A 22,846-nucleotide genomic window follows, 5' to 3' on the forward strand; every position below is an offset into this window, starting at 1 on the left:
TATGATTACTACTCAGAATCTAACATATTCAGTTAATGGAAAAGTCCTTTTAGAAGATGTTTCTACGGTGTTCAATGTCAATGAAATTAATTTAATCATTGGTGCAAATGGAGCCGGCAAGTCTACATTAATCAATTTGTTGTGCAATCAAATCAATCCAACTTCAGGCAACTTATCCTATGACCAATTGAAAACTCAATCACCGTCAGAACTGTCAAAAGTAAGAGCCGTTTTATCCCAACACATTGACATGGCTTTTCCGCTGACTGTTCGTGAAATTGTGCTGATGGGACGGTATCCTCATTTCTCCCATCGACCTACAGAAAAGGACCAACAAATCGTTAATGAAGCAATGGATTTATTTAAAGTTAATGCTTTTTCTGATCGTAATTATCAAACTTTAAGTGGAGGTGAAAAGCAACGAGTTCATTTTGCACGAGTGGTGGCACAAATTTGGCCAGGTAAAAATAAACAAACCAAGTATTTACTATTAGATGAGCCACTCACCTATTTGGATGTGTATTATCAATTCGATTTTATGAATAAAATAAAAGCACTCATGCAATTGCAACCCATGGTGGTAATTGGAGTGTTACACGATTTGAATCTGGCCTATCAATTCGCGGATCAGGTTTTGTTGCTTGAAAATGGAAAAGTCTTTCAATCAGGAACGCCGGAAAAGGTATTTACCAAAGAAACTATTCTACAAGTATTTGATTTAGAACCCACCTTCTTTACTGATAGTAAAGGAAAACGGCATTTGAGTTTTTAAATGTATCAACTCTCATTCTGAAAGTTTTTTTATAACTTGCTTAAAATATTTTTACTATGAAACGTATCTCTCCTACCCGATTTCTTGCGATTCTATTATTCACTTTTGGAATCACTTATTTAGAGTTTGATGATTTGACATTTACCAATAACATTCGACCATACATCATGTTGTTGATCGGTTTATTGGTGTTTTTGTATTCGTTTAAAAGAAGTAAATAGATTCTAAATACTTATTTAAATCTCCCTAACCGGAAATTTAATCCCGCATTGAGTGTAAATCCAGATTCCCTTTCTTGAGTTCCATTAGGGATTGGAGCACCCTTTCCTGAATATATTCCTGCACCAATTTCTAAGTACATTAATTTTGATTTTAATAAATTAATTCGACCACCAACTGAACCTATAACTCCTTTTAATAATCCCTTTTCTTGTCTTCCGAAGTAATCTATATAATAAGAACCATAAGTTCCATAAATAACGGAAATGTACAAAAACTCAATTGTAATTTGCCCCCCAAATGAGGTGGTTAAAAATCCATCAAAGGTACCTGCACCTAATAATAAACCTGTTCCATTTTTTCCAAATATTCCTTTTGCACCAAAAATTCCATAATTCGGGCCAACTCCTACTCCAAGATCAATAAAATTGTCGTTTTGATCAAGATTGACTTGAGAGAATGCAGAACTTGAAAAGAGGAAAAGTAAGATCAGAAATAGATAACGCATGACTAAAATTTAAAAAGCATCAAAAGTAATTTAAAATTCTAGTTTATATTAATTTGTTATTGTGAAAATACAAAGTTAAATTTATCTACACAACGTGAGTCTCTGTTTAATATATAGATCTAAATCTTGTTTTTCTAAATAAAAAACTACCTTTAAAGCCTTTAAGAAATCGACTTCAGTTTTGCCCGAATTTAATAATACATCTAAAGATTCTCTGCCACCGTATTCCCCTCTAGTGCGAGTTTAATAAATAACCCTCCAATAGCATATTTAATATTGGTCCATTGACTATAATATTGGTAGGTTGGAATCGTTGAGAAATCCAATTTATCTGCTTCAACGGCTAAAACTCTCAAATGTTCCTCTAGTGAGCATCCCATAGATCCTCCGAAATAAGTGGCAATACCTTCTTCAAACCACGAGTGTGAGTTATAGTGTGCTGTATACAAATGAACGATTTCATGAGGGTAATAAATTTCACCACTATAGGATAAGTATGCGTCTTCAAATGTCATTGCAAAACCTCCTGCATCAATATCCGCAGTCATTTCAGATGAATAATCATACCCAAATAAGCCACAATATTGTTTTGAATTATTGACCACAATTGCTCTTAAACTTATTGGAGGTCGATCGAAAAATTTCGCTATCTTCTGATTAAAATCATGTACCTTTTTTTCAGCTACGGTGTCCCTTATCATTTGAAGATGATAGTAAAAGGTATTTTGACCAGAATTAAATGATTTAAATTGTTTTAAGTTCTCAGAGAATAAATCTTTAAAGTAAAATCTTCCCAATGGGTCTTTTAAGACCTTTAAATTCATCAATTTATTTGGTGAACCTTTATATCTAAAAAGTAGTTTTACATCAAACTCCGACTCACTAATTGTTCTGACACTTATTATCTGAGGAGGATATTTTACAAGAGTATCTTTCTTCCAACCGTTTCTTAAAAAACGATCTTGAGAATACATTAAAAACTCACTGTCCCAATAATTATTGGTCACTTGCAAACTAGAATCATACATTATATTCATGTATTCTTCTATAAAATCTGCTACTTGAATCTTAGTAGAATCATAATAGTCAAATTGATAAGAGCGCTCAATATAAATAGTATCATTTACATCTCTAGCTTCATTGCATCCTAAAGTGACTATTAATAGAGCTGCTACTATTTTCATAGCTCTAATTTATTGAATAATTCTCTATCTCAGCTCCTTCAGATTTTCTAATTCTATTTTAGATTTTTCTTTCAATTCTCCTTTTTCAAACTGCTCTGCTAAAATAGTCAATGCCACATCAGGTGAACCTTCAAAATTAATGTAATCTTGAATCAAAACTCCACCTACTTTACGACGATTAATGGCTTTTCTAAAGCGAGCTCCGCCTCCGTTTTCTTTAAAATTATATGCCAAATAATCTACTAACCATGTTTTTTCGTTCAACCAATACAGATATTCATCTTGATAATCCTTACCACCCTTTGAAACATCAAATGTTACGGTTACTAATTGGTAAGCTGTTTCTCTAATGAAAGATTGCCCTTTATAATCAATATGTACTCCTGGGTCTTGCAATCTAAAAGGCAATGAAGCGAAATAAATCACAGAATTTAAAGAATTTACCTTCTTTTCTTTTTCTTCTTCAGATAGTGCTGTTTCTTTATCATTTAAAAAATAAACATACCCGTTATTGTCAAGTGTTTCTTCGTGTAAATTTCCTTTTTCATCTTTTTCCTTTCTTGTATATTTAAATTCTGAGCCATTGTTTTCTATGGTATATAGCTTGTCTCTAAATTGAAAACTAAAATGAGCAGTTCTAAACATATCCCCTCCATGAGCATCAATAGAAAATAAAACTAACTCTTCTGCTTCTGTCAATTGATCTTTTGGAGCAGCTTCTACCACTTCAGTTTTCACTTCTGGATTTGGATTGTCACAAGCAATTACGCTCAAACCGAGACTCAATACAATTATTCCATTTCTCATTTTCATGTTCTATTTTTTAGAAATTCAAAAATACAATTTATTAACACTGTTTATAAATTCTAAAAGACAATAAAACCATGCATATAGGAATCTTAACAATAATCTTCTATTTTTGATTTTAAATAATTTTAACAAACTGACTTATGACTTCTATTGGTGTTTTAGCCCTGATTGCCGTATTGTTAATATACGTGCTGGATCCTTTAATTGAGAAAAAATTTAATTATGATATCATTCGGAATGATCGTAAATGGATTTTACTGATAATTGGAGCCTTCTCCTTAGTATTAATTTTCAATCCATTCTGCAGAACTGATGCTGGGTATCGTACTTTTGTGGAAACCATCAATGGAACTGAAAAAGTATTCTTTAAGCCTGGGTTCCACTACGCTGGTTTCTTTAGCAAAACCACCGATTATCCAGATGTGATCACTACTGTATTTGCTTCTGAAGAGAATAAAAATGTGACAACGACAGAGCCTGCTTTCATAATACGTTTTAATGATGCTACGAAAGCAACAGCTCAGGCTACCATAAGATGGAGTTTGCCACCTGATGAAGAACCGATGATCAAAATCCACAGAGCATATAGAAGTCCGGACCGACTGGCAAAAACATCATTGGTTCCTTATGCTAGAGAATGTCTGAAGTTCGCTGCTCAGTTAATGGAATCGGAAACTCACTATAGTGGTGGTCGTTCTAAATTAAAAGAAGACTTTAGGGATCAATTACAAAATGGTCAATATGTATTGGAATATAAAACGGAGTACAAATACGATACATTAACAAGTGAAAAAGAGAAAATAACAACTTCATACATTCGAAGAGGAGCAGATGGTTTAGCTACTAGAATTGAATCAGATATTCAACAATATGAAATTCGAGTGAATTTTGCGGCCATTGACGAAGTGGATTATGAAGATCAAGTAGATAAAAAACTAGCTCAAAAGATTGAACAATCTACCCTAGAGTCAGTAAGTAAGCAGTCATTAATCACTGCTCAACAAGAGGCTTTAACAGAAAAAGCTCGTGGAGAGCAAATGTTGGCTAAAGTAAAAGCAGAACAAGAAGCGGATAAATTACAAGCAGTTATTCAAGCACAAAAATCGAAGGAAGTTGCTAGAGAAGAAGCCCTTCAAGCGAAGTATATTGCAGATAAGATTGCAGAGGAAGGACGAGCTCAAGCAGAAGCAAACCGCGCATTAGTATCTGCTGGACTAACTCCTGTGCAGCGTATGACGATGGAAATAGAAATTGCTGATAAAGTAAGTTCCAATATGGCTAAAATTAAATTTCCTGAGATTATGATTTTTGGAGGCAATGGAAACAACTCACCTACCAATCCTTTCGATGCTGTAGGATTAGATGCTTACCGCAAAATTGTTAAAGAAATAGGACGATCTAAATAAATAGATTTCCTTAATAGAAGGGCTTTTACAAAACAGGTAAGAGCCCTTTTTTATTTTAGTTCAATAATACGATAGAAACCCGAAGTCCAGCTGTAGTCCAGACTCCGGGTATTCAATACTACACAAAGAAAAATCTTGGTTATTTGATGTTTAAGTTTCCTTGAAACAAACTAACGGTCACTGTTGAAGCAGAACTACCTCCGTTACCAATAAAGTGATTAAAATTACTGACATGTCCATTCTCGACAGTAAATTCCTGAACAGCAGTCGGTACATTTAATGACGAATAAGTGGATGAAGCATTGAGGTTATAAGCTGCTTTAGGATTAAATTGAATGTTAATATTGGCATATTTTCCATCAATCTTCATAGTACTGAATCCTTCGCCTACTTCATTAATTGAGACATCACCCTTGAACGTAGACAAGTTTAAGTGATTAATTACTTCTTTAATGTTTAATGGAGAATACTTAAAACTTCCATCTAAATCACTGATCGTATTTAAATTGATTGTACTTTTAAATGCATTTTCTACCTGAACCTTTCCACCATTCTTAGCATCCAAACTTGAATAACTCATTGATAGATTAGCATTTCCAATGTCCTTCATGGCAAAAGTTGATTTAAAACCATCCATGTTCAATTCTTTTATGTTACCTGCAATAGCTAAACTTCCGTATTTCACAGATCCGTGTAAATTATCAACTGAATTTGAAAAATTAAAACTGCTTTTGAATCCCACAATGTCTAACTCGTCTAATTTTTCCAAATTAACAGAGGAGTAATTGGACTTCAATTTTAGTTTTTGAGCCGATTTAGCGGTCAAAGCTGCTTTAAATAAGGTTACTTCTCCCCCATTTCCGTAATTCCCAAGTGTTGCATTTCCATATTTTACCGATAGATTTATATCCTCTGAAACATGACCAGCATTAAGGTCTCCTTTGAATAATTCGACTGCTAACTGACCATCAACATCTTCCATATTGATATCCGCGTAGGTGTTCTTTAAATCATAACTAATTTTTTTAGGGGCCTTAATTTTATAAGCTACTGTGAATTGCTTGAATTCTATATCTTCCCCTTTATCAGTTTTTACTTTATTTGACTTCTTAGTTAAAGAACAATTACAGTTTTGCACATCGTCCCAATTCGTTTTTACTTCCATCGTTTTTCCTGAAGTTGATAATTCAAAAGTAAAATCATCCAATGCCTTTTTCGTGTCTTCTTCTGCCTTCGTTTCTATTGTAAAAATGGCTGTTACTTCAATTTCGGGTTGATCCCACGTTGTAATATCTATTTGCCCATTCTTGTTGTGAAGTTGGAATAGTTCAATGCCTTTTACAGCCATTTTTTGAGTCAGACTTTTTGATTCTCCTTTTATACTTATAACACGATCATCAATCGAATCATCTTCATCCATTTCAAAGAGCTCAAATCCTTCAAATTCTTCTATTTCTTCACTGATTTCATTTACTTCAATTGGACTCACAGGAGCTATGGGCTTTTGTATTGACAGTGTTGGCGGAACATTTGGTGATTTCACAGGAATTGATTCATCACTTATGTTGATATTCGTTATTACTTTTGTTGGAGTATCTAAAATTTCAATGGTTTTAACTTGAGCAATCTCTTTTTCAATCAGCTGCTTTGATTTAAAATAATTACTGTATGTGTCTAAAGGAGAAACCAGCTCAATTTTTACCGGTTCGTAGTTGTACTTTATTTCTTTTGCCTCATTAGAGACGGTCATTAATACTATGGCGCTGATTATACTTATCGTTGTTGTCATGATCAAAAGGTTATTGAAATTCCACCATTTCATTGGTTTTGGCGGAATTCCATGGGTGGATACCATCAATCGCACATCAGCAATACTTACCGGAACTGGTAGCTTTTTAGCTGATTCAAAATACTGTGCAACTGTTTTGTTTTTCATTTTTTATTGATTTTAGAAATAGATTTTTCCATTTCTGTTATAAAAAAATCGACAGTATGATGGAAGATCGACTGTCAACCGATTCTCCTTTAAGCTGATCAAACTTAAAGTAATCTGCTAATGCAGTTCGCCCTCGTTTCAACCGTTGTTTTACAGCTGATTCGGAACTTTTCTGTATTTCGCTTACTTCCTTAATTGAAAATCCACTAATTTCAAAAAGTATTAATGCTTCCTTCTGTTGTATCGGCAATGTATTCAAAGCTTGATACAACACCTGAATATCTAATCGAGTTTCTGCATCTAACGATTCATCTTGAATCGAATGGGCACTTTTTTCATTGTATTTCCCGCTAAATTTCAACCGTCTATTTTTCTTGTTCAAAAGGTTGGTAGCGATTGAAAATAAATACCCTAGAAATGCTTTCTCCTCTTTTAATTCATGAAACTTTTCCAAGGCACATAATATCGACTCTGCAATTAAATCCTCAGCTTCCATCAGGCCATATGCTCGAGCATGGCAAAATCTAGCAAACGATTCATGAACCGGTTCATAAAGTCTTAAAAATGTTTCTTGGTCTCTTTTCATTTTTTACTCTTGGTAAGAGTGGCTTTCATTAGGTAGGTACCCTCAACGTTAAAAAAGTGACATTCAATTTTATTTTATTACATAATAGACTATTATTCAATAAAATAAATTTTAATCATACTTAACGATGTTGAAATATAATCAATTATTGTTTCTGAAAAACCTATTCCATTTCCTTAGATTTGTGTTATGCGAGTAGATAAATACATTTGGTGTGTTCGACTGTGTAAAACACGATCATTGGCTTCCAAATTGGTTTCTGATGAGAAAATTAAAGTTAACGGGGACTTTATTAAATCTTCAAAAGCCGTTAAAATCGGAGATGTAGTTGCCATCAAAGAAATTCCAATTTGGAGAAGTTTCAAAGTATTGGATATTCCTAAAAGTAGAGTTGGCGCTCCTTTAGTAAAGGATTTAATTTTAGAAACCACCTCTGAAGAAGATATGGTGCTTTTAGAAGAAGTTCGAGAAACCAATAGGCAGAACCTTCAATTTGGAATAAAAGGCCGCCCAACAAAGAAAAACCGTAGAAATTTGGATGATTTTAAATTCGATTAATTATTCTTTGAGTTAACGATTAAAAATAAAACACAATCAATTCAAAATATTACAAAACAAAAAAGGCTACTTCAAATGAAGTAGCCTTTTTTGTTTTTAAGCAGGTTAATCCTATTTAGCGGTTAACTTTGCTTTCATAATTTTATAATTTTCATTATCTCCTTCGTTGATATATACTTTCATCAAAGAGTCCATTGTTGCTCTGTCAGAAGGATCTATTTCATGTGCCTTTTTCAATGGGGCTTTCGCTTTTGCAAAGTATTCTTGTGCTTTTGCAGTCGCTTCTTTAATCTTAGTTGTTTCTTTGTAGTTCAATTCGTTTGCTTTGTTGTTATAAACAGCACCCTGATTAAAATACATCGCTCCTAAGTTGTAAGCTGCATCAAAATAATCCGGCTTTAACTCCAATGCCTTTTTGTAATCTGCTTCCGCCTTTTCCAAGTGTTCCATTTTGTCATGGATTGTTCCTCTAGCAAATACCAACAATGCATTTTCGTCATCCTTAGAAATCGCTAAATCCAGATTTTTCAAAGCTTCTTCACTTTTACCAGTTTGCAAGTAATAATCTAGCTCTTCAATAATCAGTGCTTTATCATCAGGATAGGCCAACCTTCCAGCTTGAACAGTTGCTACTGCACTAGTGGTATCACCCATCTTTCTGTACAAAGCAGCTTTATAACCGTAGACTTTGGCACCTTCGTGATTCAACTCTATTAAACGGTTATAATACTTCAATGCTTTATCGTACTGCTGGCTATTTTCTGCAGCTAGCGCAGAGTTATAAATTGCCAATGTATCAATTTTGTTATTTAATTCAGTTAAGAACATTGAAGTTTCGAAGTTTTCTAAAGCCCCTTTTGGATCTTTATTCTGAAATGCCTCCACTCCTTTGTTGATAAAAGCATTTGCCATTACAGGAATTTTATATCCCATTACATCTCTATGCCAATCACTATCTTCATACTTAGTTGCCTTATTGGATAAGACGTTCTTCAACATCGCTTTTCCAGCATCAGTAGAAAGATCAGCATTTTTAATACTTTCATTATCTTCTACATTGTATTTTAACATCTTGGTGTAAAACTCCATTGACTTATCCAACGCATTTGGAATAGACGCTCTACACTCTTCAGGAGCTGCAGTTAACGCATTAAAATATAGGTTTCCACCATAATAATATGTTTTTGCCCATGTATTGGTAGACGACTCATTTGCAGCCAACTCAATGGCCTCAATTCCTTTCTTCAATTCACTACAATCCTTATCTCGTTGAAAAGATTTATTGTAATTAAATGCAGAAATCACTTTAGATTTCTGAGCGAAGGCGGTCGATCCTCCAATTAAAGCAATTCCTAAAAGGGCAATTGTCTTCGTTTTCATAATTTCTATCTTAAATTGTTTTCGTAAAATTAATTTTCCTCTGTGGAATTATCAACATCCTTGCCATTTTCATTTTCATCAGCACTATCCGTTATTTCACCACCTTCAGAAGTTGTTTCTTCACCATCAACCACGATTAAATTTCCCTCTTCATCGTATAGCGCATCTACCTCTTCTTCCACATCTACTTTTGCTACTGCAGCAATTGAATCAGATGACTTTAAGTTAATTAATCGAACTCCTTGTGTAGCTCTTCCCATTACTCTTAAATCAGCAACTGCAATTCTAATCATGATACCTGAACGATTAATGATCATCAAATCATTTTCATCAGTCACCAATTTTATGGCAATTAGATTTCCTGTTTTTTCGGTAACACTTAAAGTTTTAACACCTTTTCCACCACGGTTGGTAATTCTATAATTCTCGCCGCCATCTTCCGGATCATTCAAGAATGAACGTTTACCATACCCTTTTTCTGAAACTACCAATACAGTTTGTTCCATCGGTTTGTCTACCGTTACCATTCCAATCACTTCATCATCTGCACTTCCTAAAGTAACTCCTCTAACTCCTGAAGCATTCCTTCCCATTGGACGAACTTTACTTTCGTTAAATCGAATTGCTCTACCAGACTTCAATGCCATCATGATTTCGTCGTTACCAGAAGTCAACTTAGCCTCTAATAAAATATCATTTTCACGAATTGTAATCGCGTTAATACCATTAGTTCTTGGACGAGAATAAGCTTCCAATGTCGTTTTCTTGATGACACCTTGCTTCGTACACATCACAATGTAGTTATTGTTGATGTACTCAGTATCCGTTAAATCTTTAACATTAATGTATCCTTTTACATTGTCATCTGGCTCAATACTAATCAAGTTCTGAATCGCTCTACCTTTAGACGTTTTGCTTCCTTCAGGAATTTCAAATACCCGCATCCAGAAACATTTCCCTTTCTCTGTAAAAATCAACAAGTAATTGTGAGTGGTTGCTGTAAATAAATGCTCCAAGAAATCTGCATCTCTTGTTGCACTAGCCCTACTACCCTTTCCTCCTCTATTCTGACGTTTGTATTCAGACAATTGAGTTCGTTTAATGTAACCTAAATGAGAAATGGTAACCACCACATCTTCATCAGGAATCATATCTTCTATCGTGAAATCTTCAGCAGAATACTCTATTATACTTCTTCTCTCATCACCATACTTATCACGAATTTCAACCAATTCTTCTTTGATGATGCTCATTCTCAATTCTTCATCACCTAAAATACTTTGCAAATAAGTAATTAACTTCATCAATTCAGCATACTCTTCTTTCAATTTATCACGCTCAAGTCCGGTTAACTTTTGCAGTCTTAAATCAAGAATAGCTCTCGCTTGAATTTCAGAAAGCGAGAATTTAGACATCAACCCTTCTCTCGCAATTTCAGGTGTTTGAGATCCTCTAATTAATGCAATCACTTCATCTAAGTTGTCAAGTGCAATAATTAAACCTTCTATTACGTGTGCTTTTTCTTGTGCTTTCCTTAGGTCGTATTCTGTTCTTCTAACAATTACTTCATGTCTAAAAGCAACAAACTCACTGATCATGTCCTTTAAGTTCAACACAACAGGACGACCACCAACTAATGCAATGTTATTTACACTAAATGAAGTCTGTAGAGAGGTATATTTATACAAATTGTTTAATACCACATTGGTGATGGCGTCACGTTTCAAATCGTAAACGATTCGCATTCCATCTCTATCTGATTCATCGTTGATATCAGAAATACCTTCAATCTTTTTATCGTTCACCAGGTCAGCTGTTCTTTTAATCAGATCAGCTTTGTTTACTTGATAAGGAATCTCGGTAACGATAATTTTTTCTTTCCCATTCTTTTCGTCTATCTCGATTTCAGCTTTGGCACGCATCACAATACGCCCCTTACCTGTTTCGAAGGCATCTCTTACTCCTTCGTAACCATATATAATACCTCCTGTTGGAAAATCAGGAGCTTTTACATGCTGCATTAATTCAGAAATCTCAATATCGTTATTATCAATGAACGCAATGGTACCATTGATCACCTCAGTTAAATTGTGTGGCGCCATATTCGTAGCCATACCCACCGCAATTCCAGATGCTCCGTTCACTAAAAGGTTGGGAATTCGAGTTGGTAAAACTGTCGGTTCTTCTAATGAATCATCAAAGTTCAAACGAAAATCAACGGTTTCTTTATCGATATCGGCCAACATTTCTTCTGAAATCTTACGCAACCTTGCTTCAGTATATCGCATTGCTGCAGGACTATCTCCATCAACAGAACCAAAGTTACCTTGTCCATCTACCAACATATACCTTAAAGACCAAGGTTGTGCCATTCGCACCATTGTGTCATAAACAGCAGTATCTCCATGTGGGTGATACTTACCCAAAACTTCTCCAACAATTCTTGCTGACTTTTTGTAAGATCGATTTGAAAGTAATCCTAAATCTTGCATTGCAAAAAGAATCCTTCTGTGAACAGGTTTTAATCCATCTCTCACATCCGGTAAAGCTCTACTTACAATAACTGACATCGAATAATCGATGTAGGCGGATTTCATTTCCTCTTCAATATTTATCTCAATTATTCTTTCTCCTTCTGCCATTTTTACAGTCTGATTTTAACAATAAATTTATATGTTTAAACAACGTTCGAAGATAAGCATTTAAGCCGCTTTGAGAAGTATTTAAAGGGCCTACTTACTAACAAAATTCTGTTGATAAAAACGATTTGGAGCGGCTTTTGTAGATAAGCAAGAAATTAATTTTGAAATACTAAGATAAATCTTAAATTTCGTCAAGAAAAGAAACATTTTAGTATTCTAGAACGTCTTAGTAATAAGACAACATTTTTAGATAACGATATATCCCCAATGACTATGGAATCAAATTTTTCACAACGAGTAAAAGATGTCATAACCTACAGTCGCGAAGAAGCACTGAGGTTAGGACACGATTATATTGGCATAGAACACCTGATGCTAGGAATGATTCGGGAAAATGAAGGTGTTGGTGTACAATTGCTGAAAGCATTGGGTACCGATTTATCACTTTTAAGAAAACGAATCGAAAATTCAACTAAAGTAGGAAGCAATAGTCCTTTTCAACTTTCTAATATTCCATTAGTAAAGCAAGCGGAAAGGGTATTGAAAATTACTTATTTGGAAGCGAAATTGTTCAACCAAACAATGATAGGTACCGAACATTTATTGCTTTCAATTTTAAAAGACAATAATAATATAGCAACACAAGCCTTGGAAGAACAAAACGTAAATTACGACAACATAAAGGATGAATTGGAAGCCACGCTTTCCAATCGCCCTCGAACAACTGATGAAATACCAGGATCTACCAATGATGATGATGGAGGAAGCTTTATGGGTGGAGATTCTGGTGGTGGAGACGCAGGATCATCAAGAAAACCAACCGACAGTAAATCTAAAACACCAGTTTTAGACAACTTTGGCCGAGATTTAACCTCTATGGCTGAAGAAGATAAATTAGATCCTATCGTAGGACGTGAAAAGGAAATCGAGCGAGTTTCTCAGATTTTAAGTAGACGTAAAAAGAACAATCCGATTTTAATTGGTGAGCCTGGCGTTGGTAAATCTGCTATCGCGGAAGGTTTAGCTTTAAGAATTGTACAAAAGAAAGTATCAAGAGTTCTTTTCAATAAACGAATTGTGACTTTAGATTTGGCTTCATTGGTGGCCGGAACGAAATACAGAGGCCAGTTTGAAGAACGAATGAAAGCAGTGATGAATGAATTGGAGAAATCTCCAAACATTATTCTTTTCATTGATGAAATTCACACCATTATTGGTGCAGGTGGAGCTTCGGGCTCCTTAGATGCTTCCAATATGTTTAAACCTGCATTGGCAAGAGGAGAAATACAATGCATTGGAGCTACGACGTTAGATGAATTCCGTCAGCACATTGAAAAAGATGGTGCGTTGGAAAGACGTTTTCAAAAGATTATCGTAGAACCTACAACACCTGATGAAACCATTCAGATCTTACACAATATAAAAGAACGATACGAAGATCACCACAATGTAATTTATACCAAAGAAGCAATTGAAGCTTGTGTGCAGCTAACAAACAGATACATGAGTGATAGACACCTTCCGGATAAAGCAATTGATGCCTTAGATGAAGCTGGATCTAGAGTTCACATCACTAACATAAGAGTTCCTCAGAATATCATTGATATTGAGAAACAAATAGAAGAAGTGAAAGAAAAGAAAAACCAGGTTGTAAAAAAGCAGAAATACGAAGAAGCAGCCCAGTTAAGAGATTCTGAAAGACAGTTGGCGGAAGCTTTAGATGCTGCGAAAGATGCTTGGGAAGAAGAAACAAAAGCAAATCGAGAAACAGTTACAGAGGACAATGTGGCCGAAGTAGTTTCCATGATGACTGGAATTCCGGTTCAACGTGTCGCACAAAAAGAAGGTAAGAAGCTCGTACAGATGATGGACGAGATTCAAGATAAGGTAATCGGACAAAATGACGCTGTTATTAAAGTTGTGAAAGCTATCCAACGAAACCGTGCCGGATTAAAGGATCCTAACAAGCCAATTGGTTCGTTTATTTTCTTAGGTCCTACAGGAGTTGGAAAAACTCAATTGGCTAAAGTATTGGCTCGTCATTTATTTGACAACGATGATGCGTTGATTCGAATCGATATGAGTGAATACATGGAGAAGTTTGCAGTTTCTAGATTAATTGGAGCGCCTCCCGGATACATCGGTTATGAAGAAGGTGGTCAGTTGACTGAAAAAGTGAGACGTCACCCCTATTCTGTGATTTTATTAGATGAAATCGAGAAAGCTCATCCTGATGTTTTTAATTTATTGCTACAAATTTTAGATGATGGTCAAATAACCGATTCTTTAGGACGAAAAGTGAGTTTTAAAAATACCATCATTATCATGACTTCTAATATTGGCGCACGTCAGTTGAAGGATTTCGGACAAGGTGTAGGATTTAAAACCAATGCAAAAGCAACTGGAGCAATAGATTATAGCAATAGTGTTATTCAAAGTGCATTGAAGAAAACATTTGCTCCAGAATTCTTAAATAGAATCGATGATATAATGATCTTTAATGCTTTATTGAAAGAAGACATTAATAAAATCATTGATTTGGAGCTAGAGAGTTTATACATGAGAACTAGAGAACTTGGTTTTACTGTAGAGATTTCTGATAAAGCGAAAGACTTCATTGCAGAGAAAGGATTTGACGCAGATTATGGTGCTCGACCATTAAAGCGTGCGATTCAAAAGTACGTGGAGGATCCCTTAGCAGAAGAAATTATAAAATCCAACTTAGTAGAAGGAGATATGATTAGCATCAAATTTGATGATGATAAAAAAGAAATAAAAATTGATATCATCAAGCCGAAGGCTAAGAAAAGCAAGAAAGAAGAAGATCAAGAATAATATCAGATTTATAAAAAATCAAAAAAGGATTCACGAAAGTGGATCCTTTTTTTGTAAAGCTAGATATTTATCCCCCCTCTTAAATGAACTTAATTGAAAGAATCAGTCCTGAAAGGCTGATATAATTATGCCATATTCTATAAAAAAAGGCTCCGAAATAATATCACGGAGCCTTTTCTCTATCTATAAAGTAAATTAAATCTTATTCATTAAATCGATCCATCACTTTCTGACTTACGCCTGTATAAGAAAATCCGCCATCATGGAATAGATTCTGCATGGTCACATATTTCGTAAAATCAGAGAACATGGTGATGCAATAGTTCGCACAATCAATAGCTCCTGCATTTCCTAGCGGTGACATTTCATCTGCATATTTTACAAATCCATCAAATCCTTTTACTCCACTTCCTGCTGTGGTCATTGTTGGAGATTGAGAAATCGTGTTCACTCTCACCTTTTTTGCAACACCTAATTGGTAACCAAAACTTCTACCAATACTTTCCAATAATGATTTAGCATCTGCCATGTCATTGTAATCAGGGAATACTCGTTGCGCTGCAATGTATGACAAAGCAACAACAGAGCCCCATTCATTTAACGCATCCAATTTCAATGCAGTTTGCATGGTCTTGTGAAACGATAATGCTGATATATCTAAAGTTTTGTGGAAAAAATCATAGTTCGTATCTGTATAATGCTTTCCTTTTCTAACGTTCGGTGACATACCGATAGAATGCAATACAAAATCAATCTTTCCTCCTAGAATTTCCATTGACTGCGTAAACAAGTTCTCTAAATCTTCCAATGAAGTTGCATCAGCAGGAATAACTTGAGCATTGCATTTCTCTGCTAAATTATTTATTTCACCCATTCTTAATGCAATAGGTGCATTTGTTAACGTAAATGTTGCTCCTTCTTCATGAGCTCTCTCTGCAACTTTCCAAGCAATAGACTGCTCGTTAAGTGCTCCAAAAATAATTCCTCTTTTCCCTTTTAATAGGTTGAACGATGGATTTGACATAATTAAATATTAAAAATTTGTAGTTTGACAAATATATAAAAACCAATTAAGGATTACTCATTTAAAAGTGCTTTCGCATTATCAATTGCAGCAGCAGTAGTTTTAGAACCACTGAGCATTTTAGCCAACTCTTCCACCCGTTGTTCAGGATTCAAGACTTTGATAAACGAACGAGTTTCACCGTCAATATCTTCTTTGTATACTTTTAAATGGATATTTCCTTTGGCCGCCATTTGTGGCAAATGCGTAATACTTATGATTTGCAACTCCTGACTCATTGATTTTAGGATTTCTCCCACCTTATCTGCAATTTCACCTGAAACCCCAGTATCAATTTCATCAAAGATAATGGTTGGCATTTTTTCTTTTCTAGCCAAAATACTTTTAATGGCCAACATCAATCGAGATAACTCTCCACCTGACGCCACCTTTGACAATTCTCTTTTTTCTAATCCTTTATTGGCGGTGAATAAGAATTTAACTTCTTCAGCACCATTTTCAGAAAAATGAGGGATCGTTTCAAATTCAATCGTCAGAACAGCGTTTTGCATTCCCAAACGATCTAAAATTAATTTAACTTCAGCTTCTAATTTAGGCTGAGCTGCTTTTCTATTTTTAGTAAGGTTCTCCGCTTTTTCTTTTAATCGACTTTCAGAAGCAGACAACGACTTTTTCAGTTGATCCACATCACCATCAAAGTTTGAGATTTCGAGTAATTTCTGCTCAAGCTCATTTTTTAATTGAATCAATTCGGCTACACTGCCAAAATGGTGCTTTTTCTGAAGATTATATAAGGAAGAAAGTCGAGAACGAATGAATTCTAAACGTTCTGGATCGTATATCAATTCTTCATTTTCTTGATCCAGTTCATCAACAATATCCTCCAATTCAATAAACACACTTTTAAATCGAACCAATAATTCCTCAGCTACTTTATTGTGTTTTGAGGCCTCAGAAAGAGCGCTCTTTACAGCTCTTAACGACTCTATTGCACTCTCATCTTGTTCTTTTAACAAGTGAAGCGCATTACTCATCTGCAACTTAGTATCTTCTACATGCTCCAAAGCATCCTGCTCAGCCTCTAGTTCTTCGTCTTCTTTTTCTTTCAATTGCAATTGATCCAATTCATCAAATTGAAACTGTAAAAAACTCTCTTCCGTTTTTGCCTGATTAATACTTTGTTCCTTTTCGTTTAATTGCTTTTTTAACTTTTTATAAGTTGAGTATTCTTTTTTGTAATCGATTAAGTTGGACTTATTTTCTGCCAAAGCATCTACCACTTTTAATTGAAATGAATTGTCGTTTAAAGATATGGTGTGGTGCTGAGAATGGATATCGACTAAATGCTCACCCAAATCTTTCAATTGACTTAAATTAACAGGAGTATCATTAACAAAAGCTCGAGATTTCCCATTGGGAGTAATTTCTCGTCGAATAATCGTCAACGCTTCATAATCTAAATCAAATGCCTCAAAAATTGACTGTAAATTATAGTTCTCCACCTGAAACTGCGCTTCGATAATGCATTTCTTAGACGGATCTTTTAGTGCATTCAAATCGGCACGCTGCCCAAGAATTAACCCTAGAGCACCCAAAAGGATAGATTTCCCTGCTCCGGTCTCACCAGTTATTATAGTGAATGAAGAATCAGGATTCATATGAAGCTCTTCAATAAGAGCATAGTTGGATATCTTAAGCGAAATTAGCATATCAACAAAGTTAACTGCTTATTTGAAATTATTGGAAGGTTCTGGATTGGATTATCAACAATTATTTATTGCTCAAAATTTTCTGATAGTTGTTGGCATTTCCAGGATCAATTAATGAAAGCAACGTCACCATTTCTTGTTTGTTGGCAGTCGTAGATCCTTTGTATAATTGAATAATTTCATCCTTCTTAGCATTGAAAAATACTTGCAAATTGTAACTCGATGGTTTTACACTCTGAATCGGCTTCAACGCCATTAATCCATCAGTGATAGCCTGCGTTCCTTCTGCTTGTTTGGTGCTCAATACATCAAATCCTTTGATGTGATATTCGTAATACAATTTACGCAATGGCTTGAACTGTCCATTCATGTGGTTCTCCACCAACCAATACCGATTCATTTGATCTTCAAACGCCTTCCACCCTTTCTCAGAACTTGTTTGTGCATTATTCAACACTTTCATCGCCGTTTGAAAATAAGGAGTCCCTCCTTCTAAAGAATAGGAGTCGTAATCAAACCCTAGAATCATATAGACATAAAACGACAAAATAGCAGGCAACTCTCCATTGTAGGAGTTTTCACTAAACTGTAAAGGCTCAAATTGGTTGTATTCAAATGCAAAGTTTTTATCCAACACGTTCATCGTTGGACTATAGTAATTGGTTCCAAAAACAGGTCTTCTTGCTTGAATTTGAATGGTTCCTTTGAATTTATTGGTACTAAGTCTCTCAGATAAATTGATGAGAATGTTACATTCAATCTTTTCCTCAATTTTAAATTGGTCGTTGGTCCACTTTCTATTATTGACAAATTCACTAACCGACCGTTCAAGGTTTTCAAACATTGTTTTCTCACTCCCTTCTACTTGACGTGAGTTTACTGTAACAGTGCAATTTAACTCTTGAGAGATTGCTGAAAAACCAATTAAAAATAAAATAGTCAGTACTAATATCCGCATGAGGCAATGAGAGGATTAAACGATAATTTCTATAATTTTTGAGATAATATCTGTAGCTATCTCTTGCTTACTTTTTAACTCAATGAAGGTTACTTTATTGTTGGGTTCAATTAATTTAACTTGATTGGTTTCCCCACCAAATCCGGCACCTTCATCTTTTAATGAATTCAAGACAATTAAATCTAAGTTTTTCTTCACCAATTTAGCTTTGGCATTTTCCAATTCATTTTCAGTTTCCAATGCAAAACCTACAACCAATTGATTGGCTTTTTTATTCAATCCCACGCTTTTTAATATGTCGGGATTAGGAACCATGTCCAACTGCATGTCGTCCCCTTTTTTCTTTATTTTTTCTTCGGCAATGTGCGATGGCCGATAGTCCGCAACAGCTGCAGCCATTATAGCGATGTCCATTTTGTCGATGTGCTCATGAACAACTGCATACATTTCCCTAGCTGAAGTCACTTTTATCACATTCACTCCTTTTGGAGCTTCAATATGAACTGGTCCACTTACTAAAATAACTTCTGCTCCTTTCTTATACGCTTGCTCGGCTAATGCAAAACCCATCTTCCCTGTGGAATGATTACCAATAAAACGAACAGGATCTAGAGCTTCATGGGTTGGCCCTGCCGTTATGATCACTTTCTTACCTGACAATGGGCCATTTAATTTGAAATCTTTTAGAATTTCAATGATTTGTTCTGGTTCTTCCATTCTCCCTTCCCCTTTTAATCCACTAGCCAATTCACCAGCGGTGGAATCGATAATGTGATTGCCAAATTTCTTTAGCAAGTTCAAATTATTCTTTAAGGTAGGATGTTGATACATGTCCAAGTCCATAGCAGGGGCTATAAATACAGGACAATCAGAAGAGAGATAAGTTGCCAACAGCAAATTGTCGCACATTCCATTGGCCATTTTGGAAATGGTATTAGCAGTAGAAGGGGCGATAATGAATAGGTCTGCCCACTTTCCTAACTCTACATGATTGCTCCATTCTCCAGTTTTCTCATCAAAATATTGAGAATATACCGGATTTTTGGAAAGTGTTGACAAGGTGAGTGCCCCTATAAAATGCAAAGAATCGGGTGTCATGACAACTTTGACATGAGCACCCGATTGCACTAATAATCTTACAAGTGAAGCGCTTTTATACGCTGCAATACTCGCGGTAATGCCAACAAGAACATTTTTACCGCTTAAATTCATATTAATCTTCTAATGAAGCCTTTGGTTCAACGATCACTTCTGGTCTTCTAAAGTAAATTTCGTCATTCATAAATTCCTGAATAGCAATAGCGTTAGATTTTGGCATACGCTCATAATACTTAGAGATTTCGATTTGCTCTCTGTTCTCAAAAATTTCTTCCAAGTTGTCAGATGTTGAAGCAAATTCATTCAATTTACTAGTCAACTCTTCTTTTATCGCTAAGCTAATTTGATTTGAACGCTTTGAAATAATCGTAATGGCTTCATAAATGTTACCAGTTGGCTGTTCTAATTCATCCAAATTACGAGTAATCGTCGTTAATGCCGCTTCTGTGTTTTTATTAATCATTCTTATTAAGATTGTTTATTGAGTTCTATTTTTTCTTTTTCCTTGGTTGAATCAGCAAATATTTTCTCTGCTTGAGCAACATATTCACCTGATCCAAAATTATCAATAAAATTATAATACGCCTCTATAGTATTATTGAATCGTTCCAATTTTTTCTCTTCAATACTATTCATCGCTAAATAATAAGAAGATTGCAAAATTACAAAAGTTATCTCTTCCCTGAAATCTGTATCCGGAAATTGTGATAAAGTGTTGTTTAAAGATACAATTGCAGCTTCATATTGACGCAATTTATAATAATTTTTTGCTTTCATGTAAGACTTCGTCTCTAACTTAAACCTCAAATTATCAACCAATTCATTGCAAGTATCCTTTAATTTACTCTCTGGATATCGATTGACGAAAGTCTGTAATTCTTCTAACGCTCTATAGGTGTTGGATTGATCTAAAGTCGGTTCTGGCGACATTAAATAATTGCAATAAGCACTCATGAAATTGCATTCCTCTGCGCGCTCGCTAATCGGATAGGTAGATGAAAATCGTTTAAACTGGTAGCTTGCTAAAATGTAATCATCCAAATAGAAATTGGCATAAGCATACATATAATACAACTCTTCCCCTTTATCGGTTCCTCTAAAAATAGGTATGATGTCTTCCATAATTGGAAGCGACTTAAAGTACTCTTTTTCATTGTAGTACTCTACTGCTTTTTCATACTTATACTCCATATTAGTGCTCTTCATTACCTTTTGGTACTCACTACACGAAGTAAAAAATAAGGCTGTTACGCCCAATACAATTAAGAGGTATTTTTGAAACATCATGCAAATGTACGTTATTTTGAACATAATATTGTGTTACGACTTATCTACAACGCAATGTTTATAGTTTAAAAACACGAATATTTTGCTGCGGTTCGAGATCTCCAGAAAAGGGAATCTTATCTAAAGGTAACTTATCTATTGAAATGATATTTGAAAAAGATGGGTAAAACGGTGAATTTGGCATAGCTCTCTATTTTTATTTATGTGAATAAGGAACCCATCGATCAGGTCTTTTATTTTTTATCAGAAGCTGAGCTCTTTCTTCAGATTCAATTATTATATCTAAATCTTTATTTGGATGAAGTGATAATATCTCTTTTTCTAATTTTGATTCATACATCGGTTGGTTCATTTGGTAAGCAGAATAAGTATAATATACTTGGCAATATTCTTGAATTTTTGAACTAATAATTCTTACATATTTTAGGTTAGGTAGAGATAGCAACTTCTCTTTTAAATTTTTATAATTAATAAATTTTACATCTAGAATAAGTGTATCCAGTTTCTTAAATTCTTCTAAGTGTTTTGGTATAAAATAAAGACCAGAATTCTCGACATGAAGGGTTGTTAATTTTTTACTCTTTACAGGTAATTTTATTTGATACAAGTTCCTTTTTGAAGTTCTTAGCTCTATTTTTTTTAAATTAGATAATTGAGCTAGAGATGATACCCGAAATTTCACTTTATCTTCTACAATGAAACTTGTAACCTTAATCTCTTCCAAATTTTGGAATTGTTCATCATATTTTATTTTATTTATGTCCCCTGAAACTTCATAGAATGTAAGTTTTCTTAAATTTTCAAATCTTACTTTTTTAATATTCTTGGAGAGTTTAATATGTCGTAGATTAATCTCTTGGACAGTGGAGTCATTTGTAAAGTTTTCCCATACTGTTGGTAAATGACTGTCGATTAAAACTAATTTCTTAAGATTCGAGAATTTTGGTAATTCAATATTTACATGGCAAGTTGCTTCTCTGAAAACTAAAATTTCCAATGGAAGTGGCTTAGGGAAATAGATATTCGATACTGGAACATTGCAGTACCCTCTGTCTAAAAATCCTTTTTGTTTCTTGTTTCTCTTATAAGATGTCTGAACAATATAACTGCCTTTACTATGCATTGGTCTGTATTCTAGATATTTTAAGTTTGGATAAACTTCAAAATTTGCTCCATTATCAGTTACATCAATCACAGCAGTTATTTTATTTTGGAATCTATTCGCATCTTGTCCTGATTCAAAATAATGTTTCGCATTAAAAACATTAGATTCTAGTTTGTTGAACTCCATTATCTTTTCATGAGAGCAGCCAAAACAGTATTGTTGATTATAAGAAAATCCCTTTAAATTCGGAATGAGTGGTACTGCTTTATATAGTTCAAAAGAAATGTTTGGGTAAAAAGAAATAAAATTTAAGTTCTGATGTATCTTTAATAAGGAGTCTTCTAAAGCATATAACTTTCTTTTAGGTTGAGCATCTATAATCACATTAGTTCTACTATCCCTGATACCTGAGCTAAAGGAATTAGAATAAAAAATAGTATCATTACCTACAATATATTCATAGAAAGGATTAATCCCATCTCCTACAAACCGTTTTTCAGATTTAGGATAAGTAGAAACATTACTTTGACCCAACAGACCAAAAGCAAAGCAAATAAATGTAAAAAGTATAAACAATCTCACTATTTTCTTACGAATTGGTGTTATAAATACTGTCTCGGATTAAATGAATAATCGATTTTCTGTTAACATAATAACGAAACCTTAATCGAAGGTTATTATTACTCCAGGGTTTCCATCAGCATCTTCTTTTAAGAAGGAAGAAAACCAAGCTACTGTATCTTTATCCTGATTGGGCGCACCGGCTATCGCATAATTCTCAGTTATTTCAACAGAAGCACCCAAATTGTCTTGAGCAGTTTGATCAGAT

General features: G+C 34.4%; 19 protein-coding genes. 5 read left to right on the top strand and 14 right to left on the bottom strand.

Annotated elements, in window-relative coordinates; genetic code table 11:
- Position 1 precedes the first annotated feature (1 nt).
- Together ACTB0X_RS01220 and ACTB0X_RS01225 are read left to right on the top strand one after the other, a co-directional pair.
- The gene (locus tag ACTB0X_RS01220) at positions 2-772 is read left to right on the top strand and encodes a heme ABC transporter ATP-binding protein (RefSeq protein ID WP_463023150.1); all 771 of its coding nucleotides are present in this window, start codon (positions 2-4) and stop codon (positions 770-772) included.
- Positions 773-828: 56 nt separating this feature from the next.
- Positions 829-993 carry a hypothetical protein gene (locus tag ACTB0X_RS01225; protein WP_463023151.1) on the top strand — a complete coding sequence of 55 codons (165 nt, stop codon included), beginning with the start codon at positions 829-831 and terminating at the stop codon, positions 991-993.
- Between the two features lie 11 nt (positions 994-1,004).
- Here ACTB0X_RS01225 and ACTB0X_RS01230 read toward each other — a convergent pair whose 3' ends face one another.
- From ACTB0X_RS01230 to ACTB0X_RS01240, 3 genes are all read right to left on the bottom strand, one after another.
- Positions 1,005-1,499, bottom strand: coding sequence for a hypothetical protein (locus ACTB0X_RS01230; RefSeq protein WP_463023152.1), 495 nt, complete (start codon positions 1,497-1,499; stop codon positions 1,005-1,007).
- A 203-nt stretch (positions 1,500-1,702) separates the two neighbouring features.
- Positions 1,703-2,683, bottom strand: coding sequence for a hypothetical protein (locus tag ACTB0X_RS01235; protein ID WP_463023153.1), 981 nt, complete (start codon positions 2,681-2,683; stop codon positions 1,703-1,705).
- Positions 2,684-2,707: 24 nt separating this feature from the next.
- Positions 2,708-3,496 (bottom strand): DUF6503 family protein, encoded by a 789-nt coding sequence (locus ACTB0X_RS01240; RefSeq protein ID WP_463023154.1) that lies wholly within the window; start codon positions 3,494-3,496, stop codon positions 2,708-2,710.
- Between the two features lie 137 nt (positions 3,497-3,633).
- Between ACTB0X_RS01240 and ACTB0X_RS01245 the strand changes: the two genes are divergently transcribed.
- Complete coding sequence (locus ACTB0X_RS01245; RefSeq protein ID WP_463023155.1) at positions 3,634-4,899, top strand: SPFH domain-containing protein; 1,266 nt, start codon at positions 3,634-3,636, stop codon at positions 4,897-4,899.
- 139 nt (positions 4,900-5,038) lie between these two features.
- Here the strand turns inward: ACTB0X_RS01245 and ACTB0X_RS01250 are convergent, their stop codons facing one another.
- Positions 5,039-6,835 carry a DUF4097 family beta strand repeat-containing protein gene (locus tag ACTB0X_RS01250; protein WP_463023156.1) on the bottom strand — a complete coding sequence of 599 codons (1,797 nt, stop codon included), beginning with the start codon at positions 6,833-6,835 and terminating at the stop codon, positions 5,039-5,041.
- Positions 6,836-6,872: 37 nt separating this feature from the next.
- A complete protein-coding gene (locus tag ACTB0X_RS01255; RefSeq protein ID WP_463023157.1) occupies positions 6,873-7,421 on the bottom strand; it encodes an RNA polymerase sigma factor in 549 nt (182 codons plus the stop codon).
- A gap of 189 nt (positions 7,422-7,610) precedes the next feature.
- Between ACTB0X_RS01255 and ACTB0X_RS01260 the strand changes: the two genes are divergently transcribed.
- Entirely contained in the window at positions 7,611-7,979 is a 369-nt protein-coding gene (locus ACTB0X_RS01260; protein WP_463023158.1) for an RNA-binding S4 domain-containing protein, read from the top strand.
- Positions 7,980-8,090: 111 nt separating this feature from the next.
- Here ACTB0X_RS01260 and ACTB0X_RS01265 read toward each other — a convergent pair whose 3' ends face one another.
- Together ACTB0X_RS01265 and gyrA are read right to left on the bottom strand one after the other, a co-directional pair.
- A complete protein-coding gene (locus ACTB0X_RS01265) occupies positions 8,091-9,359 on the bottom strand; it encodes a tetratricopeptide repeat protein (RefSeq protein WP_463023159.1) in 1,269 nt (422 codons plus the stop codon).
- Between the two features lie 29 nt (positions 9,360-9,388).
- Positions 9,389-12,001, bottom strand: a complete 2,613-nt coding sequence (gyrA, locus tag ACTB0X_RS01270) for a DNA gyrase subunit A (protein WP_463023160.1) — start codon at positions 11,999-12,001, stop codon at positions 9,389-9,391.
- A 273-nt stretch (positions 12,002-12,274) separates the two neighbouring features.
- Between gyrA and ACTB0X_RS01275 the strand changes: the two genes are divergently transcribed.
- Complete coding sequence (locus ACTB0X_RS01275; protein ID WP_463023161.1) at positions 12,275-14,836, top strand: ATP-dependent Clp protease ATP-binding subunit; 2,562 nt, start codon at positions 12,275-12,277, stop codon at positions 14,834-14,836.
- A gap of 202 nt (positions 14,837-15,038) precedes the next feature.
- On the opposite strand, the gene ACTB0X_RS01280 is transcribed toward ACTB0X_RS01275, so the two are convergent.
- From ACTB0X_RS01280 to ACTB0X_RS01310, 7 genes are all read right to left on the bottom strand, one after another.
- Entirely contained in the window at positions 15,039-15,860 is an 822-nt protein-coding gene (locus ACTB0X_RS01280) for an enoyl-ACP reductase FabI (protein ID WP_463023162.1), read from the bottom strand.
- A gap of 53 nt (positions 15,861-15,913) precedes the next feature.
- Positions 15,914-17,569 carry a DNA repair protein RecN gene (gene recN / locus ACTB0X_RS01285; protein WP_463023163.1) on the bottom strand — a complete coding sequence of 552 codons (1,656 nt, stop codon included), beginning with the start codon at positions 17,567-17,569 and terminating at the stop codon, positions 15,914-15,916.
- A 61-nt stretch (positions 17,570-17,630) separates the two neighbouring features.
- Entirely contained in the window at positions 17,631-18,527 is an 897-nt protein-coding gene (porD, locus tag ACTB0X_RS01290; RefSeq protein ID WP_463023164.1) for a type IX secretion system protein PorD, read from the bottom strand.
- A gap of 15 nt (positions 18,528-18,542) precedes the next feature.
- Entirely contained in the window at positions 18,543-19,739 is a 1,197-nt protein-coding gene (coaBC, locus tag ACTB0X_RS01295; RefSeq protein WP_463023165.1) for a bifunctional phosphopantothenoylcysteine decarboxylase/phosphopantothenate--cysteine ligase CoaBC, read from the bottom strand.
- Between the two features lies 1 nt (position 19,740).
- On the bottom strand, positions 19,741-20,088 hold the full coding sequence (locus tag ACTB0X_RS01300; protein WP_463023166.1) for a DNA-directed RNA polymerase subunit omega: 348 nt from the start codon (positions 20,086-20,088) through the stop codon (positions 19,741-19,743).
- 5 nt (positions 20,089-20,093) lie between these two features.
- Positions 20,094-20,936: an outer membrane protein assembly factor BamD gene (locus tag ACTB0X_RS01305; RefSeq protein WP_463023167.1), complete on the bottom strand. Its 843-nt coding sequence runs from the start codon at positions 20,934-20,936 to the stop codon at positions 20,094-20,096.
- Positions 20,937-21,108: 172 nt separating this feature from the next.
- Positions 21,109-22,593 (bottom strand): leucine-rich repeat domain-containing protein, encoded by a 1,485-nt coding sequence (locus ACTB0X_RS01310; protein ID WP_463023168.1) that lies wholly within the window; start codon positions 22,591-22,593, stop codon positions 21,109-21,111.
- Positions 22,594-22,846 lie beyond the last annotated feature (253 nt).

It is taken from the genome of Acidiluteibacter sp. (assembly GCF_055129545.1).